At 42.0% G+C, this 17091-nt stretch carries 11 protein-coding genes; 6 read left to right on the top strand and 5 right to left on the bottom strand.

Translation table 11 applies throughout. The features are described 5' to 3' along the window. The first annotated feature begins 376 nt into the window (after nucleotides 1–376). Nucleotides 377–1453, top strand: coding sequence for a CHAT domain-containing protein (locus AACT52_RS10885; protein ID WP_272937090.1), 1077 nt, complete (start codon nucleotides 377–379; stop codon nucleotides 1451–1453). Nucleotides 1454–1524: 71 nt separating this feature from the next. Continuing rightward, on the top strand, nucleotides 1525–3816 hold the full coding sequence (locus AACT52_RS10880) for an NACHT domain-containing protein (RefSeq protein ID WP_073630773.1): 2292 nt from the start codon (nucleotides 1525–1527) through the stop codon (nucleotides 3814–3816). A 468-nt stretch (nucleotides 3817–4284) separates the two neighbouring features. Here AACT52_RS10880 and AACT52_RS10875 read toward each other — a convergent pair whose 3' ends face one another. Beyond that, complete coding sequence (locus AACT52_RS10875) at nucleotides 4285–6060, bottom strand: serine/threonine-protein kinase (RefSeq protein WP_073630771.1); 1776 nt, start codon at nucleotides 6058–6060, stop codon at nucleotides 4285–4287. 92 nt (nucleotides 6061–6152) lie between these two features. Next, nucleotides 6153–7757, bottom strand: a complete 1605-nt coding sequence (locus tag AACT52_RS10870) for a peptide ligase PGM1-related protein (protein ID WP_073630769.1) — start codon at nucleotides 7755–7757, stop codon at nucleotides 6153–6155. Between the two features lie 902 nt (nucleotides 7758–8659). Here AACT52_RS10870 and AACT52_RS10865 point away from each other — a divergent pair. Both AACT52_RS10865 and AACT52_RS10860 read left to right on the top strand, forming a co-directional pair. Beyond that, a complete protein-coding gene (locus AACT52_RS10865) occupies nucleotides 8660–9514 on the top strand; it encodes an SDR family oxidoreductase (protein ID WP_073630767.1) in 855 nt (284 codons plus the stop codon). Between the two features lie 186 nt (nucleotides 9515–9700). Continuing rightward, the gene (locus AACT52_RS10860; RefSeq protein WP_073630765.1) at nucleotides 9701–9958 is read left to right on the top strand and encodes a hypothetical protein; all 258 of its coding nucleotides are present in this window, start codon (nucleotides 9701–9703) and stop codon (nucleotides 9956–9958) included. Between the two features lie 60 nt (nucleotides 9959–10018). On the opposite strand, the gene AACT52_RS10855 is transcribed toward AACT52_RS10860, so the two are convergent. Together AACT52_RS10855 and mgtE are read right to left on the bottom strand one after the other, a co-directional pair. Then, the gene (locus AACT52_RS10855; protein ID WP_233153913.1) at nucleotides 10019–11500 is read right to left on the bottom strand and encodes a N,N-dimethylformamidase beta subunit family domain-containing protein; all 1482 of its coding nucleotides are present in this window, start codon (nucleotides 11498–11500) and stop codon (nucleotides 10019–10021) included. Between the two features lie 451 nt (nucleotides 11501–11951). After that, entirely contained in the window at nucleotides 11952–13352 is a 1401-nt protein-coding gene (gene mgtE, locus AACT52_RS10850; RefSeq protein WP_073630761.1) for a magnesium transporter, read from the bottom strand. Nucleotides 13353–14203: 851 nt separating this feature from the next. Here mgtE and AACT52_RS10845 point away from each other — a divergent pair. Further along, complete coding sequence (locus tag AACT52_RS10845) at nucleotides 14204–15382, top strand: PAS domain S-box protein (RefSeq protein WP_233153912.1); 1179 nt, start codon at nucleotides 14204–14206, stop codon at nucleotides 15380–15382. Between the two features lie 187 nt (nucleotides 15383–15569). Here the strand turns inward: AACT52_RS10845 and AACT52_RS10840 are convergent, their stop codons facing one another. Next, nucleotides 15570–15737: a hypothetical protein gene (locus AACT52_RS10840; RefSeq protein ID WP_198940900.1), complete on the bottom strand. Its 168-nt coding sequence runs from the start codon at nucleotides 15735–15737 to the stop codon at nucleotides 15570–15572. A gap of 62 nt (nucleotides 15738–15799) precedes the next feature. On the opposite strand from AACT52_RS10840, the gene AACT52_RS10835 reads away from it, so the two are divergent. Then, nucleotides 15800–17074, top strand: coding sequence for an RNA-guided endonuclease InsQ/TnpB family protein (locus tag AACT52_RS10835; RefSeq protein WP_073630759.1), 1275 nt, complete (start codon nucleotides 15800–15802; stop codon nucleotides 17072–17074). The last annotated feature ends 17 nt before the right edge of the window (nucleotides 17075–17091 follow it).

The following is a 17091-nucleotide window of genomic DNA, read 5'->3' as shown; positions in this document are numbered from 1 at the left end:
CCTCTCCTTAATAAGGAGAGCCAGTGCGTTGCGGGGGTTCCCCCCGTTGTAGCACCTGGCGTGAGGGATGCCCGACAGGGCAGGGTGAGGTTCCGTTAGCGTAGCGTCTCATAGAGAGGGAGTTCGGGGAGGGTGCCTGACAGCGCGGGTGGGCGGGATTATAAGTGATTAAGCGAACTTGATATGAGAGGAAAACCTTAACCTCCTAGGCATTTATCCGGAATCACATTTTACACATGTGTAGTTTTTTGTGGAACTAATTGAGCAGTGGTTGAAAGCAAACGAAGTCTCCCTATTCACTAAACCAAAATCAAAATCGCTGCTTGTGTTTATTATTACACAAGATTTTGATGCTTATGTGTTCTTTGTTTGAGATTTGCCCCGCCAAAATCTCCGATGTCGTTTTCAAAAAAAGAATATGAAAAAAATTTTGATATTATCAGCGAATCCCAAAAATACAAACCAGCTTCGTTTAGATGAAGAAGTGCGGGAAATCCAATCAGCATTGGAACGTTCCAGAAGTAGAGAAGAATTTCAAGTCATTACCAAATGGGCGGTTCGGATTAATGATTTACGTCGTGCTTTGTTAGACGAAGAACCACAGATTGTACATTTCTCTGGACACGGAATCAACACTGGAAATGCTTTGTTGAATAATAATCAGGAACAAACTAGAGAACGTGACATTGTTCCTCGACACTTGCAACCTAGTGGCATAGTTTTGGAGGATGGCTTTGGGCAGACGCAACTGGTTAGCACAAAAGCACTTACAGAACTCTTTGAGTTATTCAAAGACAAAGTTGAGTGTATTTTGCTCAACGCTTGCTACTCCGAAAATCAGAGTAACGCTATTTATCAGTATATTGATTGCGTTATTGGCATGAATAGTGCTATCCCAGATAACACTGCCATTAAATTCTCTGTGGGATTTTATGACGCCATTGGTGCTGGTAGAACTTATGCAGATGCTTTTAAGTTTGGTTGCAACAATATCGACCTTAATAATATTCCGGGCGATTTGATTCCTGTTATTAAAAGTCGAAATTCTTCTAAATCTTTATTCCTACCTAATTCAAAGGAGACAAAAGCAAATATGAGTGGCGGTGGACGTACCATAAACATGGGTAGCGGTAATTATAACGAGCGTATTCAAGGTAACTACGTTCAAGGGAATTACTATGCTGGTGGTGAAAAACAAAGCCTTGTTGATGCTGCTGCTGAAATTCAAAAGTTACTGGAACAGTTAGATAAATCTTATCCCAACAATACTACTACTGGGAAAATGGCGATCGCCACTGAGGCTATTGAGTACATTGATAGTAACCAGGCTTTAGCACAACGGGTACTCAGTGCGTTGAAGGCAGGTGGTACTCAAGCTTTAGCACAGTTACTTAATCATCCTGCTGCTAGCTTTGTCATTGGCGCTTTGGACGATTGGCAAAAAACTAAATAAAGTTAAAACTCTTCTGTGAATTTTAGACGTTTGCTTTCCTTTACATTGAAAAGACTAACGGAGATTAAACCATGACAAAAAGTCACGAACCTGAGAATCGCCATATTAATGTTGATAACGGCAATTATAACGAGCGGATCGAGGGAGATTATGTCCAAGGAAATTATTATGAAGTTAAATTCAATTTCAGACGAGAGAATAAAAACTATACTCAGATTCGACAGAAATTGTTAGAAAATGTGACTAACCGTGTTCGAGGATTAATAAACACTTCCCTTGACAAAAGAGTTTACATTGTTCCAGAAATGGAACAGAATCCAGACCAGATAGAGTCTCCTTTACAGGCAGAAGTGAAGGTAAATTTTCAACGAAAAATTACTTTAAACAATACAGAAATTCTTAATGTTTTTGACCAACCAGAAGTAGCTGGCAGATTATTAATCTTAGGACACCCCGGTGCAGGAAAAACAACCATACTTTATAAACTAGCAGAGGAGTTAGTAAAGCGTGCTAATGATAATTTTAATCATCCTATACCAATGCTATTTTCTTTATCTTCTTGGAAGAATGATAGTCAAAGTATCAAGAATTGGTTAATTAATGAGCTTAAGGATAAATATGGAGTGCGAAAAGATATTGGTAAAAAGCTAGTAGATGATCAAGAAATTATACCTCTCCTAGATGGTTTGGATGAACTAGCGGCGGAACGTCAAGAAAAGTGTGTTATCAAAATCAATGAATTCATACATCCTAGTAATTGGACTAACTCTGTAGTTGTTTGTAGTCGGATACAAGAGTATAAATATTGTAAAGCAAAGCTTCAACTAAATAATTCTCTGGAATTACGCCCTTTTACTCAAAAACAAGTCTACCAATATTTACAAAAAACAGATCATTTACGATTTTGGGACAGTATTAATCAGGATGAAGAATTAAGCAATTTAGCTAAAACACCACTTTTATTAAATATTATTGTACTTTCTGCTGAAGAACTATCAATAGAAAAATGGCAGCAGTTTAAGTCTTCTCAGGAACGGCTAAGCTATCTATTTGAGGCTTACGTCAGTAGAATGCTGAAACGACCTAACTATAAAGGGAAGCAACCTGAACAAGAAAAGACTAAACGCTGGTTACGCTGGTTGGCACAAAGGTTGAGCAATGAAAGTGCAACTGAGTTTTTGATTGAAGGAATGCAACCTAGTTGGTTGAAAAATAAAATTCAAAAAGTTGTTTATAATTTGATTGTATGGGGATTTACAGGAACGCTGATTTATGGGCTGATTTCAGGGCTGATTTATGGACCGATTTATGGGCTGATTTATGGGCTGATTTATGGGCTGATTTATGGGCTGATTGGAGAGCTAATAGAAAATCAAATAGAAAAGAAGAAATTAATTAATAGTTTCCTCTTTTTTCGGATAACAAATATAAATGAGCTGAGTTCAGGGCTGATTTATGGGCTGATTTCAGGGCTGATTTTAGCGCTGATTTTAGCGCTGATTTTAGCGCTGATTTCAGGGCTGACTTCACAGCTGCTTTCACAGCTGAATTTAGCGCAGAATTCGAGGATTGCATTGCTGATTTTATGGCTGATAGGGCTGATTTTAGCGCTGATTTATGGGCTGATTTCAGGGCTGATTTCAGGGCTGATTTTTGGGCTAATTGGAGATGAAATTCAAACAGTTGAAAAGATGAAATTTTCTCTAAAAAACTCTTCCATTGGGCTGATTTTCGTGCTGATTTCATGGCTGATTTTCAAACTGAACTTAGCCCTAGCCCTGAGTTCAGGGCTGATTTTAGCGCTGATTTTTGGAATAGATGGGCAAGAAATTGAAAACAAAACTATTCCGAATCAAGGTATTCGTCAATCAGTTATTAACACTATTATTATCTCATCAGTGATTTGTTTACTAACTACATTTTTAATATTTATCATTAAAAAACTTCAAGAACCAGATAATTTAAAAGCACTAATTTTTAGTCTAGAGTATGGAGTATCTTTTGGACTGCTTATTGCAATACCCAAAAGTGGAACACCTGCTATCAAACATTTCGTTTTGCGCGTAATTCTCTGGTCTAATGGTTACGCTCCTTGGAATTATGCGAAATTCCTCGACTACTGCACCAATCGTCTATTTCTACAACGAGTCGGTGGTGGTTATCGCTTTATGCATGATTTGTTGCGTCAGCACTTTGCTAATTCTTATGGTCAAAAAAATCTCGCACCTGTTCAAGCAATTCCAGTAGAACCCTCTGTTCCACAAGTTCAAAAGCATATTGTCTGTAGTAATAGTAAATGTGGTCATAATAATGCGGCTAGTTGCAAGTTTTGTACTGTATGTGGAACAAAATTGATAGGATGACACTAAAAATGTTGTGTATGAGGTTTTGGTAAGTAGGTACGCAAAAATATTTATGTAATTGCGTTAGCTCAGATTTTGCACCATAATTCTCGTCCGCCAAGAAATAAATTTCTACAGCGAGTAGCCCAAGTCCATTGAAATAGACTGAAATTCTTACTCAGTCTTATGCGCGAAGACTTTAGCTATTAGCCTGGGGTTTAAACCCTAGGCGGGTAATGCGACTGGTGCAGGATCTGAGTTAGCGCGGCGGACGGGCATTCAAGCGGACATGATATGACTCAAAATTCCTTCTGGTGCGAGATGCACTCGCGTTCGGAACCTCACCCTGCCCTGTCGGGCATCCCTCTCCGCGAGTTCGGAGAGGGAAAGATTTTAGCGTAGCTAAAAGCGAGGGTGAGGTTTTGAGTGAGATGTGTGTACACGGTACCTGCTTAGGTGCTCAGGTGCTTCCCCCGACTTCCCCCAAAACTAACGCCAGCCTAACAAGCGCAACCCAGGAACAATCAGGTAGTAACTCACCCCTAGCCAGAAGCTGAGCAAGACGCCGACAAAACCAAAAAAAGTCACGGGAAGCCATATGTCGCTCCAGCCGGGCGATCGCAACAGGTCAAATATATTCGTTGGAAGTCCTAAAAAAATTAAACCCGCAAAAACAACAGCAGTGCCAAATGCAGCAATGACAGCGTGAACGATATGATGGCTGCGAAGACCCAAGCTAATGGTGAGCAGAGAAACACCAGCTAAAATCAATCCTACTAATCCCTCACCTCCCTGATGCGGTGTGATTAATTGTAAAACTAGCCAACCGAATGCATAACTAATAACACCCATCAACGACGTTACAAAAAATCGCCGCTTCTGACCAAAACCCCCTGCAAGCGTTAGTCCCCATGCGGTTCCCAAGCCAGCTCCTGCAAACAAAAGAAACTCTGATCCTGAGATAGCTGGAGTCGTTGTCACCAGTGCGGGTAGCTGATGAGACATGAATTTGGTAACATCTTCGTCTATGGTTGTCCCAGACGCCAAAACAAACCCAGCTATTGCACCAGAACTAGCGCCTATGCCGGTGAGAAGCATTGTCCAAAATGTGTCCAGACAAGCAAGTAAGATGTTGAAAATCGCCTTGAATACAAAGAAAGTCGTTTTACCGACGGCGTGAGCAGAGGTTATCAGTGCTTGTCCAACGGAGTCTTCAACTTGGGATAAAAATCCCTTTGCTTGTCCAAACCAAGAGCGAAAAGATTGCTCTATTTGGGAAAAGATTGCTGGTTGTGGCGATACTCGGGAAATTTTTCCGAGACGTTTTTGAATGATGGCGGCGTTTGCTGGACGCGATCGCACATCCTCCTGTATCATCTCATCTAGAAAATCTGCGAGTTGAGGACTGACATTTACCTTATTGCGCCAAACGAACTCTCCCGTCACGGGATTTTCCAACTCCGAGAGAGATTTGCCCGTTAACATCTCAATCATCGTTCGACCGAGGGCATAAAAATCAGCACCAGGCCCGATGACTCCCCCAGCAATTTGTTCTGGGGGGCTGTAGCCAGAAGAATACAACCGAGTTGAGGAAGCCTTTAAACCAAACTGGTTGGAACTAAATTGTTTTGCTCCACCAAAATCAATCAGTACGAGCTGATCCTTCTTTGTCCCCCCCTTGTTTAAGGACGCTGGCTGGGTACGCAGCATTAAATTAGAAGGTTTGATATCGCGGTGAATGATCTTGCGGCTGTGTAACTCCTGTAAAATCTCCACAGCTTGGACAAGCCAATTGAACACCCACTCCTGGGGACAGCCTTGGGGATACTGCTCAAATATTTCCTCTAGAGTTTGACCGTTAATTTTTTCCATCACCAAACAACGGAACTGGTGAGGGTTGAGATTGTTTTGTAGAGTCGTTGCAGACAACATCTCTACAGAAAAATACCCATCACCTTCGACTCTGGGAACACCCGGGTGTCGCAAACTTCTTAAAACCGCAGCCTCTTGGACAAACAATTCCAACGCCTTTGGTGAACTTTCCACCAACACTTTCAGCACTTTTTCTGTTTGCGTCTTTTGATCCCAAACTGTATAAATTTGAGCAAAACCGCCCGATCCCAAACGTTGGAGTGGGACATAGCGGTCTAAAAGGTGTAGCGGTGCGCCACAGGTGTGGCAAAATTTGTTTCCCCAAGGCTGGGGATAAGGACGTGGACAATCTGAATTAATGCAATGAACTGCATTTTGATTGATGTGAAACACAAGCGCTCAAAGACATAGCCTGAGTCGATTGTACATAACTGGGGATAGAAAACAGTTCGTAGTTGCGCTTAAGCGCAACTACGAACTGTTTTCTAACAGCTACATCCATCCCAGGTGATGGGGAAGTTGTATTCCGATTCCGAGGAGAAATCCTTATTGCTGCTGGAAGTTTCTTCATCCAAGACTTTGACAACTTTGTTATAAATTTCTTCCGCCTGTTGTGGAGAATCACCTATGCTTGTCAATCCCAACTTGCCAAACTGGGAAAGACAACCCATCAAATGAAATACCGTTCCTGTCTCGGTTCCGGTGTCAAAGTGCAGTCTGTGGTGAGCGATGATGTCCATCAAGTCGTTGGGTAGAAGCCCCTGATAGCGTTCTTTGTGTAAGTTATCAGTAGCCATGTAGTATTTAGGACGCCCTTGCTGACTGTAAAATAAACCAGTCGAGAGTTCATAGCGACCGTTCGTCATTAATTTCATGGTCATAAACGGATGGGTCGTACCGCCTTTACGCAGGTTAATTTCAATCGCTTGAATGTCCCACTGTCCATCACCCTTATCTACGGCGATAAAATCAACGCCAAATCTTTCTACTGCGCCTTTTTTTGCCAAATTTCTGCCAACTTTTAACCCCATCTGCTGCAATTGCAATCGATAGGTTTCATCGGCAGGAAATCGGCAACCAAGATAAATCTGACCGTCTGGTCCTCCCAGGATTTGGTCATGGGTTGAGAGGATTTCCACTTCCCCACTGGGTGTGATGCGTCCTTGCACAGAGGGCGATCGCTTAATTTCCCCCTCTACAAATGCCTCAACAATTGCCCCCAACTCACCGATTCGTCCAGAAAAATTCTCCCAATTCTCTTGTTTTGCTTGAAAGCGCATATTTTGGAAGCGCTCTTTCATCGCTTCTACCCGTTCGGCATGAGAACCATCAGGAGGTGCTAAATTCTTAACCGGTCTTAAGTCCAACAGTGCATTTCCTTCTCCGGAAATTCCTTCGTTGAGTTTCACCACCATTCGTTTTAAAGTTGGTTGGCGTTCCCACAAATCAGCAGCAGCTTCTGCCAAATCTATATCATTCCAAACTCTTTCGCTGCCATCTGGAAGCGGAACTTCGCTCTCGATAAAAATTTGCCGACTGCCACTTTTCGTTCCCCAAATTTGCAAATCTGGTGCGGCAGCGTACAGCGGCACTCCTAATTTTAAAGACAGTTCCGCTTCTAATTCGGTAGAATTATAGCACACCATAAATGATTTGTCGAGCCTCAAGGCTTGATGAATCCGCTTAAGCAACCGTGGGCGTTCTAAAATCTTTTGAGTGAGGGGTTTTTGAGAGGAATCGTAAGTGGAAAGTAGCAGCAAGCGATTGCGAGCATGAGAAAAAGGAATTCCCGGCAAAAGTTGCAGATAGTAATCAATGACACTGGGATGCATTGGCATTGAAGTGATATAAATCAGCCGAGTGCGGGGATTCTGCAACCGAATCAAGGAAAATAGCAGTCGTTCCTCATAATGCTCGCAACCTTCGATTTTTTTGAGTTCCCGTTGGTCGATGCTCAAGGAGGGAATGACTAAAATATCGGCGTCGCTGTTATCAAATATCTCAGTAGTTTTCCAGCGATCCCGCAAAGTTAACTGAAGATCCCGAAATTTGTCAGTTTGTTCTAAAGAAGAAATATTGAGCGTTTGCATAGTAATAAATTATTCCACAAATAAGCTTGTATACACTTAGCAGCCTGGTTAGCACCCTGGTTGGTACCCTGGTTGGTACCCTGGTTGGTACCCTGGTTGGTACCCTGGTTGTTAGCCTGAATTGGCTCTTAAATTTTGGAATGCGTGAATTGTTTAGCCCTGCCTTGCTTTCTCTAGCACTATCTAACTCTGGTATATCCTAATTAATCTTTGGATGCCGATAAGATGCAACACTTCTTTTACATACGGCTTTTCATCTCATGATTTCTACTATCCAAGGGAGAAATAAATAGAACTTTCAATAAACCGTAAGGAAGAACTCAGAACACAGAACTCAGCCATGATTGTGTAGGACTGGGAGATGAGTTCCGTAGACCTCTTGCAGAAATTTTATGTCTCGCGCAGAGGCGCAAAGAAGATTTCAAAAAGAAGGACTTTTCCAAGAAGTCTAGTGAACAGTGAACTCATAAATGATAACTGCTTTCTGAGTTCTACATTCTGCATTCTGAGTTCTTCTCACTTTTTTTGTATAAATTGTTTTTACGTCTTTAGATTGAGCAATTTTGAGTTTGTTTACATCTAAAGAGTGATAAATAGCAGCAACACAACAGCTAACTTAATAGACATATGAAAGTTTTAAATCTTTCATGACGGTAGAGTTGTGTAGTTGTGTTCAATTGTCAGATTAAGAGCGTGCGTTAAGTGTGAGGAAAATTTAGAACAGTTGCGTACAGTTGCTTTGGCAATGAGTACGATAGGCTGACAAACGGGGGAAAAGCCTAAGCTGGTAAATGGCAATTGGGAGCGAACACAAAAATGAAACCTTGGATTGAATTATCGATCCAAGGTTTAGTTTTGAAATGCGATTTTTTGCGTTGTCTATTTATAGGGAGCATTATACTATGCCAGAAGAACAATTACAGCCACCTCAAACTCAAGAAACACCAGGCGTTGAATCACAAATGACGCCAAAACCCAAAGCAGATGATCCCCAGTATAAGGGAAGTGACAAGTTAAAAGACAAAGTCGCTTTGATTACAGGTGCAGATAGTGGTATCGGTCGTGCAGTGGCGATCGCATTTGCTAAAGAAGGAGCAGATGTGGCTATATTATACCTCAGCGAACACGACGATGCTAAAGAAACAAAACATTTGGTTGAATCGCTTGGGCGTCGTGCAGTCACGATCGCTGGCGATGTTGGCGATGAAACTTTTTGTCAGCAAGCTGTACAACAAACTGTGGATGAGTTTGGCAAGTTGGATATTTTAGTTAACAACGCCGCTGAACAGCATCCAAAAAAAAGCATTGAGGAGATAAGCAAAGAGCAATTAGAGCGTACTTTCCGCACAAATATTTTCTCGATGTTTTTCTTAACCAAAGCGGCGCTGAAGCACCTCAAAGAAGGAAGCGCCATTATCAATACCACATCGGTAACAGCTTACAAAGGCAGCCCAGAATTACTTGATTACTCTTCCACAAAAGGGGCGATCGTTGCCTTTACGCGTTCCTTGTCACAAAGTCTAGTCGAAAAAGGAATACGTGTAAATGCCGTAGCACCAGGTCCAATTTGGACACCTTTGATACCCTCTACTTTCCCGGAAGAGAAAGTGGAAAGTTTCGGCAAACAAGTCCCAATGCAAAGAGCCGGACAACCTGAAGAAGTCGCACCCAGCTATGTATTTTTAGCATCAGATGACTCTTCTTATTTCTCTGGTCAAGTTTTACACCCGAACGGTGGTACCGTTGTCAACGCGTAAAAGGTTAAGAGTTGCGAGTTTTCAATGAGGAAATGTAAATTGTGAATTATGAATTATTTTTTATCATTATAATTCATAATTCATAATTTCTATCTCTTGACTCTCCTAAACCACTAGGAAGATGAGATAATCTTAAACTAACTGATAACTTAGCAAAGAAAACCCTCATTAATAATAACTACAGATATGGCATCTCAAACACCACTCAAAGGCACCGAATTGGTAGATTGTGCAAGAGCGAATGCCAAGCAGGGAATTGAAACTGCTGCTTATCAATGTGGCTATGGAGATGACCTCAACACCTTTGCACAAGAATTACGGCAAGCCTGTGAGGAAATGAATTTACAAGTTAAGGAACTCACCGACTTGATTACCGATCAGGACTTGATACTGAATTTGGGGACTGGGGAAATCGTTGCCCCAGATACGGCATCAAACCTGTGAGAATTAAAAATTAGGAATTATGAATGATAAAAAATTTCATAATTCCTAATTCCTGATTTTTTATTGACTCACCATCTTGGCGAAAATATTACGCGTAATAGCTTGTGCGTCAGCATTTAAAACAGAGGGGCGTAGTTGCGGCGCATTGTAATCATCTAGCCCCCAACTCCATTGTATCGAGCCAGTAGCAAACACTGTTGCCCCAGAATTTGCTGTATAAACTGTCATATCTGCATACCGAATGCCTTTACCATAACGATAAGGTGAATGAGCAATGCGGATAGTATTTGCCGGGGCATTACCAAACATCCGATCAACTTCGTAGCCCAAAAGTCCCTCAAGACGCATTTGCTTGTCGGCTGCTTTCAAATTAGTATGTACGAAAGCTTGAGTATTACTATTACCTAACTGCGTATCAGCAAGCAGCCAATCTGGGGCTGTATGATCGATAACAATATCGGCGTTCACCTGAAAGGTTTCGTACATCACTCCAATTAGAGCATCCTCTGGCAAACTCACAGGTTTTGCTCGCCAACGAGTCGTCACGAGATAATCGTTGTTTGGATCGTCGTCCCTAGCAAAGGGATCTAGGATAGCGCTTTCTTTATATGCCACAATTGTGCGATTCATCTGTTTTGTCAAATTGCTTGACTCAAAACGAATTTGCCAATAACAGGTATTAGAAGAAAAAAAGCCGAGACTCACACCCCTGTCTCTTGCCGCTTCTACATTTTGCCGCATATTCCACGACCAGTATTCATCATGACCGACCGAAAGAAAAGCTTTATGCAATAACAGTATTGGTTTACCAGTGTATTGGTCAATTTGATTTTCGTGGGTGTCAACGTCTGTGGAGTAGGCGACATCGTAGCCTTCCCGTTCTAGCCACCGCACCATGTTGTATTCCCAACCAGCGCTAGAGGTTCTTCTTTTCGGCTGAAAGTTAGTCAAAAATTCTCCTGCTCCCACTCCATAAGCAGCTTTCAAGTTTGGACTAGCAGCGTAAGGACGGTTGAACGAAACTTTGTATGCTTGTTTACCGCGACTATTCCACCGATAAAGCGACATCCCACCCCAGTTGTTATACGCTTGATAAGTTGTGACACTTGATTGGAACAAGATATCAGAAGCACGGCTATCATCGCGGACGACAAAAATAATATAGCTTTGCTTGCCGCTCTTACTTGCAGTGAGTTTTGCTAAGTAGACACCGCTTGCCCACTGTGAAGGATCTGCTGGGTTGTAGGGAATTTTCAAAACATATGGATCTTTCCAATTGCATTCAATCAATCCAGTTGCTTCATTTACAAGTGGCGGCGGTTGCTGTACTCTCTTGCGTGTAATGACAGGTGCCATTTGGCGTCCTCCAGAACCAGCGTACCAGCCCATACGGAAAATTTCCATCGTATAGCTGGGTTCTTTTGTATTTACAAAAAACTTGATTTCGTTGCCGCGATTTACACTAGTGAGCGAAGCATAACCTTCAATTTCCCGCCTGGTAGCAGGATTGGTTAACTGCCAATCTGTTGTACCTGGCTTCATATTTTCAATGGTTATAGGATTGCTTGTCTGGCTTGGTTTTGGTAATACAGCCTGATTAACTTTTGAAAAAGGAATAATAGCAAGAGTAAGTATGAAAAGTGCTAGTAATAGCAATCTGATAACTGAGTTGAGCTGTTTTCTCAAGAACATTTGACTCGCAGTGATTTTATCACCTAAATTGCAACTTATTGCATTGTGTCATTTTTATCTATAGCAGTGCTAAATCATTTGTGAAAAACAAGATCCCCGACTTCTTTAAGAAGTCGGGGATCTGTGTCTCTCAATTTTCATATATCAAATACGATACTTACGAGACGCTACGCGTGAACACAATCTGTAAATCTAAAATCTAAAATCCACGCATTGGTTAAGAGTTAGAGGTGAAGAATTCAGAATACAAAATTCAGGATGATTGCTACTGAGTTCTGAGTTCTGAGTTCTTCTTCGTAACTCACATCCTTAAAATGACTCGCGCTAAGTTGAAGTAAATCAAAACACCTAATACATCCACTGCTGTGGTAATGAATGGTGCTGACATTAATGCCGGATCTAAACGGAGGATGCGGAACAAAAATGGGAGTGCGGAACCAGAGACAGAAGCTAAAACAGAAATGGCGACGAGACTGATTCCGACTGCGATCGCCACTTCTAAATTCTTTTGCAGCAAGAAAGCCCACACTGTAGCGATCGTCCCCAATATTCCTCCCAGCAAAGCACCTGCAAGACCTTCGCGTCCAATGACTTGCAAAGATCCCATAGCACGAATTTCATCGGTGTTCATCCCGCGAATCACCACTGTGGAAGATTGCGCGCCAACATTACCGCCAGTACCGGTCAGCAAAGGGATAAACGCCGCCAGCGACACGACTTTTGCCAAGATATCCTCTTGTGATCTAATAATAGTTCCGGTAACAGTGTTAGTCACAAGCAAGACCAACAACCATACAACCCGCTTGCGAGCTACTGAGATTAAATCCAACTGAAAATAGTTGTCGCCTCCGGTTTGCACACCACCACCCAAGGTGTATATATCCTCAGTGGTTTCTTCTTGCAGAATATCGATAACATCATCAACAGTGACAATACCTACAAGACGCCGTTCTCGATCTACCACAGGCACTGCGAGAAAGTCGTATCGTTGTATGAACCTGGCGACTTCTTCCTGGTCTGTGTCGGTATAGAGAAACACCGGTTCACGGTTCATAACGTCGCCAATTCTTTGCTCAGGTTGAGACGTCACCAACTCCCGTAGGGACAAAATCCCAGTTAAACGCCTTGCTGCATCCGTGACGTAGAGATAATAAATCATCTCGCTCGCATTAGCTAGGCGGCGAATCCGCTCTAAAGTTTCCGCCACGGTAAAATTTTCTTTGAGCGAAATTAACTCTGGCGTCATGATTCGCCCAGCCGTTCCCGCTTCATAACCCAACAGTTGAGCCGTGGCTTGGCGTTCGCCTGGACTCAGTTGTTCCAGCAATCGATTAACAATTTTTGCTGGTAATTCATCAAATAACCTAGCTCGGTCATCTGGCGACATTTTATCGACAATGTCGAGGACTTCTTGACTTCTCAATTCCTCAATCAGCCGTTCTTGGACGCTGTAGTCGAGATGTTCATAAACTTCGATTGCTTCTTGTTTGGAAAGCAAGCGAAATGCCAAAGCGTGCATTGCTTCTGGTAACCCTTCAATTGCTTCGGCAATATCTGGAGCCTGTACGGGTACCAGAATCGCTTTTGCTCCCTGCAAATCTCCCGCTTCCAGGAGCATTTGTAATTGAACTCTGACTAACTCTCGCAATTCCCTGCGCGATACGTCTTGGAAGGTAGAAGTCATACCGTTTGGAGTTTGCATAAAATACAACGAGGGTGATGCGAAATGGTATATTCTACTTAATATGTATAAGGGAGGGCAAGTTACTTATGAATCCCCAGCAGGGAGTGAAAATCAGGGATTGAAATTGAAAACTGTTTCTGACCTTAGTTTACGAGAAAGTGCAAACGTAAAAAGTAAAACTTGATATTTTCCTGTATCTGCTTAAATTTTTAGTATTCTCTCGCTATAGATAGAAGAAATATTCGGTTTATGTCTGTTATTATTTTTTGTTGCTTAGATGTATTGTGCATTTAGGAATAATAACCAAAAAAGAAAAGGATACAAGCCCCCAACTTCAGTCATGGACAGGAAAAGAAGCCAGAGCTAATTATTTAAGCCCCCGGATTCATCCATGAGGTCTTCCATTTTGAATGAGCGAATGCGTGAATTTTGAATTAAGCGTAAGCCCTTCGGGCAGGCTCCGCCAACGCGCAGCGTGCCCGAAGGGCTTAGGGGTTGGCTTTCCTTGTCTCCTATACCTCAACACTTTTTAGAAAAATATTGTGGGTGATTCAATATTACCAAAAACGTTGAAATGTAAATTAATATAACAATTCTATTGGTATTGTGAAACTGTTATTGTGTAGTAAAGAGGGAAGCAATCACACCTAACACCTACTGCTCATTACCAACCACCTTTTACCTACTCACAAATTATTTACGACTGCTGTAGAGTCAATTTCATGAGCCTGTGAGGTAATGGTAATTTAATTTTTTTATTTAGTGATTTGGTGATGTAGGTTTGCCTAATTCGCATTATGTCTATCCTACACCTCCCAATCGTAGCGTATTCTGTTCAATCTTTGTAGGCTTTATCCTAGGAATTTGCAGTGAATATAGACAAATTAGAAATAGACAAATTTACCCAACGCACGCAGGGAATGTACAGGCGTTTAACAGATTTATACGAAAATCTGAACACAGTGCCTATCATGCCAGATGTGCTACCGCAAGCTCTTGTCGAACTTGGTAGTGCTTCAGAAATAGTCGGTTTGGCTACAGAGGAACTTCATCAGCAGAATGAAGAACTCATACAAACACGAACTTTGCTAGAAGCAGAACGTCAACGCTACCAGGATTTATTCGAGTTTGCACCAGATGCCTACTTAGTAACAGATACTTTAGGCATGATTCGTGAAGCCAACCATACGACGGTGACACTACTGAAAGTCTCACAGAACTATGTGATAGGCAAACCAATAGTGAACTTCGTGGCGCTTCCAGACCGTGCAACTTTTCGCAGCTACCTCACCCAAATATGCGAATGCACCAAGGTAAAAGAGTTAGTCGTACGCATCCAAAAACGTGATGGCGAGTTATTGGACGCCGCCATGACAGTGGGAGTTGTCCGCAATCAGCAAGGTAAGCCAATAGGACTCCGCTGGCTGATACGTGATATTACTGAACGCAAACAAGTAGAATTAGCGCTGTTGAAAAATGACCGCGACCTAACTCAAGACCGCCTCTGGCATAAATATTGCAAAGGAGAATCTATTTCCCTCAACTTAAGCACTCTTTGGTATGTATGTCAAGGTTGCGTCAAGCTGACTACGCTATGTGAAACAGGCGAGGAAGTCATGGTTGGGTTGGCAGCAGAAGGAATGGTTTTTGGTTCAAGTTTGACCATGCTACACACTTATCAAGCAACAGCTCTATCGGAAGTAGAATTAGTGTCAATTGACCTTGCAGAAATTGCTGCTTCACCAAACCTCAGTCATACTTTGTTACCAAAAATTAATCAACGATTACGGCAAACAGAATTTTTTTTGGTGATTGCTGGTAGACGACGAGTACAAGACCGCTTTCAGCAATTATTACTCCTTTTAAAACAGGAAATTGGTCAACCACTAGCAGAAGGAATTCGCCTCAGTGTTCGCTTCACTCATGAAGAACTTGCTAGCGCCTGCTGCACGACCAGGGTAACTATTACACGACTTATGGGCAAGTTACAACAACAAGGTCAAATTTACTTTGATTCCAAACATCACATAATTTTTAAAGATATATAAATATATAAAATATAAATCATCTGTGTGCATCTGTGTGTATCTGTGGTTTCATTTTCATGGGGTGCGGAAGTTCGTAGTCAGGACTTTAGCTTGAATCGGAAGAAGCCCCGCACCGTACTCAAAGAGTCGGTGTCGGGATGAATTCCGGGCGATGACGAATTGACCGACGAGCGGTATTGAACGCAGTTCAATCAGCAATGTCGGTCGATGAGGAATTGCCTATCTCTGGGATTGGCAACGAGTCAATGAAGTCCTCCAGTATTTGAGTCATTGTCTTATCTTTCCAAGCTGAGTATAGCCGCAACTTATTTAATCTGCGTTCTGATATTCTCAAGTTTAATGCTTTATTTTTCATAATTGCCTATACAATGCCTTTGCGTTTATGTTATCATAATAGCAACAAGGAGGTGATCAAAAGTGTTGAAAGCAGTTAAGGTCAGGTTATACCCAACAACTGAGCAAGAAATTGCTCTAGCCAAGTCTTTCGGTTGTGCAAGATGGTACTGGAACTACGCCCTTAATGCTTGCATTCAACACTACGAAGAAACTGGAAAATCGTTAAAAGTAAGTGTATATAAAGCTTATTTACCTCAACTCAAAGTCGAACACCCTTGGTTAAAAGAGGATTGCTACTCTGCTGTTTTACAGTGTGTCGCAATTAATTTAAACAAGGCTTATGCTAATTTCTTTGAGGGTAGAGCTAGGTTCCCTAGGTTCAAATCAAAGCATCACAAACAATCAATCCAATATCCTCAGAACGTTAAGGTTATGGGTGATTGTTTGGAAATTCCCAAAATTGGTGTGATCAAAGCAGTCTTTCATAGACCTATTGAAGGAAAAATTAAGACTGTCACTATCAGTAAAACGCCTACAGATAAGTACTTCGCTTCAATCTTACTTGAGATTGAGGGTGCAGAAAGTCAGATATCTGGTGACAAAATACAGGGTATTGACCTTGGCTTGAAAGACTTCGCTATTGTTCATGATGGCAATGAAGTTATTAAGTATTCAAATCCAAAACACCTGAAGCGTCATGAGAAGAATCTAGCTAGGAAGCAGAAAAAATTTGCTCGTAAAGTAAAAGGAACTAATTCAAGAAACAAGTACAAAAAACTAGTAGCCAAGGTTCATGAACGAGTATCAAATTCCCGCCAAGACTTTCTGCATAAACTAAGTAGAAAGCTGGTAGATGAAAGTCAAGTTATCGTTGTAGAAAATCTCAACGTCAAGGGAATGGTACGGAACCGCAAGCTATCAAAATCAATATCCGATGTGGGCTGGGGGATGTTTGTTAACTTCCTTGATTACAAGCTGAAAGCTAAAGATGGACAGCTTGCAGAAATAGGAAGATTCTTTCCTAGTTCAAAAACCTGCTCATGTTGCGGTCACGTTCTTGATGAGCTAACGCTCGATATCCGTGAATGGGATTGTCCATCATGTGGTACTCATCACGACCGTGATAGTAATGCAGCACTGAACATAAGAAATGAAGGAATTCGGATATTAAAAAATGGTGAGCCACTTGCGGTGGACGGGTTCCCCGGCATAAGCAAAGTGGCGAACCCGAAGGGCGGAGGGAACCCCGTTATTGCTGATAGAGGCTGTGTAAGACCACCTACCCGTAAAGGCAAGGGGCAACGGTCTGTGAGATCAGAAGCCCGCACCGTACCCGATAGGGTCGGTGTTGGGTAGTTCACGTTACAGAGGAC

It is taken from the genome of Scytonema sp. HK-05, assembly GCF_963872035.1.
Classification (GTDB): Bacteria; Cyanobacteriota; Cyanobacteriia; order Cyanobacteriales; family Nostocaceae; genus Kalymmatonema.
This window is presented reverse-complemented; position numbering and strand designations above follow the sequence as displayed.